Here is a 2,607-nt window from a genome sequence, read left to right as displayed (position 1 = left end):
GTTTAAAATTATGTAGCCTTTATTCAGGACGGGTCAAAATTGTGCCCAACGTTGATGTATATGGTTTGTTGCGATGATAAAGAAACGAACTTTACAAGTACAAACCAACTAGAAAATCCGCAGGATTTTCATAAGCAAGCTAAAACTTAGCAATAAATTATATACTGTGTTGTAAAACGTTTTTTATTTTTCTCGTTTAAAAATTATTGAGTTTTCTGAATCAAATTCAGTTGGTCGTTTTTCTTCAAAATTTATTGCGAATTCCATTGTATCATTATCAATAAATTTAGCAATACATAGTAATTTTTTTTGTTTCCCACTTTCTAACATAGTCGCTATCAAGTCAACTTGTATGGGATTTGTTTCACTATTTATTTCATAGGTCATATTGCCTTTTTTGCCATTCTGCACAAATTCTTTTCCACCCATAATTTGTTCTTGAACTTTAAAGTAAGCGTAACCTTCTGAATCAAAATTTAAATAACCAATTTCTTTTTCATCTTCTCCAATCCAATTTCCAATGAATTTAGCTTTATCATTTTCAATGTAATCAAATTCCAATTTTGTCCATAATCGAGAATTAACAACCTTCTTTTTATATTTTGCAGGTCGAACTTTTATTTGTTCCGTTGCTTGCTTTACTATTTTATCAATTTCATCTGATTGTGGATATGATTTAACTTTTATGTCAATTATTTCCGCTTTTCCAGTTACAGTCAGATAAACATAAACGTTACCTTTGAATTCCGTTTCAGAATTCAGTTTTTCGCTTATCAGTCCTTTCAGATTTTTTTCCGCACAAGCAATTTGTTCTTTTTCCGAAATTCCGTTTTCACAATCATTTTTAAATGGCAATTCCGTCAGAATTGCATAATGATAAATTCCTTCTTTTTTCTGTTTGAAAGGTTTTAATTTATATCCTTTTTCAGCCGAATCGTCTGCGTCTAAAAAATGTCCTTTCGGAATTTGTCCAATCGCAAACATTGGAATCAGAATTAAAATTGTCAAAAAGTTTAATTTGAATTTGCTCATTTTGTTGGTTTGGGTAAATGTTTTACAACGTGTTTGGCTATGGAAAGTGCGGGATTTTGACAATCAGAAAACAGTCAGTCTAGCACCAAACAAAGCTTTTTTTGTTTTTATAAACTTACTACTTTTTATAAATCAAAAAAAAAAAGATTTGTGACTTAATAAATAAATCTCAAACTTTTGTGGTAGGAGAGAACCCCGCATTTTTTATAGCCGGTGTTGTAAACTGGCATTTTTATATTGTTACAAACTTTCTAAAATTACTTCTATCAACTATTTCTTCATTTGCATTATATTCATTTACAAATGTTTTAGGTAGTTTTAATTTTTTCTTTGCGTTCCACTTAAATTCAAACCCCGTAATAATTCCATTATTTTCTTCAACTAAATCTACTTCTTGTTGTTGTTTAGTTCTCCAAAAATACATTTTGGTATATGTGTTTTTATATGTGTTTTGTTTATGTCTTTCTGAAATTAAAAAATTCTCCCACAAAGCACCTGTGTCTTGTCTAAGGTTCAACGAATTGAAGTTTCCTAAAACCATATTTCTAACTCCATTATCATAGAAATAAATTTTCTTATTCTTTTTTATTTCATTTCTTAAATTACGACTAAAACTATCTAATTTAAATATTACATATCCTTTTTGTAGGATGTCTATATAATTTGATATGGTGTTTTTATCAACACCAACAATTTGAGCAAGTTCATTATAATTTACTTCACTTCCTATTTGTAATGCTAGCGCTTGTACTAGTTTTTCTAAAACTTCAGGCTTTCTAATATTTGAATAAGCCAATATGTCTCTGTACAAATAACTATTTACTAATTGTTTTAGGATTTCCTTTTCTTCCCCTGGATTGTTTAATACATCAGGATAGAATCCATATAACATTCGATTTTCAATTTGTTGTTCTGAAACAAGATATCCGTGTTTGTTTTCAAGTTCCTCCCAGCTTATTGGAAATAGTTCGTATTCCCATTTTCGACCTGTAAGTGGTTCATTGAGTTCTTTAGATAAGTCAAAAGATGATGATCCACTTACAAATAGTTGGACATCTTTAAATTGATCTGTTATTATTTTAAGAGTTATTCCAATCCCAGATATTCTTTGTGCTTCATCTATAAATATAATTTTATTAGAACCAATGATACTTTTAATTTGTTCTGTATTTGGATTACTCAATAGACTTCTAACTGTAGGGTCATCAGCATCTAAGAATAGATGTTTTTCATTCTCAATTAATTTTTTAATTAAAGTTGTTTTTCCTACTTGTCTAGGACCAATTAAAATGATGGCTTTCCCTTTTTCTATTTTAGTTTTAATTTTATCTGATAATATCCTTTGATACATAATTTGAAGATTTGTTCAAAGATATGAATTACAAATCATATTCACTAATAGTTATGTTTTTTAGTGAGTTTAATTCACGTTTAGTGGTTTTTTGCTGGTTTACAACGGTCTTGTATATGGCTCGTAGCGTGTAAATTAGCGATTGTTTTCGGATTAAGCACAAGCCAGATTTTTAAATTTTATTATTTATCTTTTTTATTGGAAATCGTCAAATTTAAAAATTT

2 protein-coding genes are annotated in these 2,607 nt (G+C 28.7%); both read right to left on the bottom strand.

The features are described from left to right. Positions 1 to 183: 183 nt before the first annotated feature. The gene (locus F6U93_RS14770; RefSeq protein ID WP_225312507.1) at positions 184 to 1,032 is read right to left on the bottom strand and encodes a hypothetical protein; all 849 of its coding nucleotides are present in this window, start codon (positions 1,030 to 1,032) and stop codon (positions 184 to 186) included. Between the two features lie 232 nt (positions 1,033 to 1,264). After that, positions 1,265 to 2,383: an ATP-binding protein gene (locus F6U93_RS02055; protein WP_150936346.1), complete on the bottom strand. Its 1,119-nt coding sequence runs from the start codon at positions 2,381 to 2,383 to the stop codon at positions 1,265 to 1,267. Between the last annotated feature and the right edge of the window lie 224 nt (positions 2,384 to 2,607).

The organism is Pseudotamlana haliotis, from assembly GCF_008806375.1.
In the GTDB taxonomy this organism is placed as follows: domain Bacteria; phylum Bacteroidota; class Bacteroidia; order Flavobacteriales; family Flavobacteriaceae; genus Pseudotamlana; species Pseudotamlana haliotis.
This window is presented reverse-complemented; position numbering and strand designations above follow the sequence as displayed.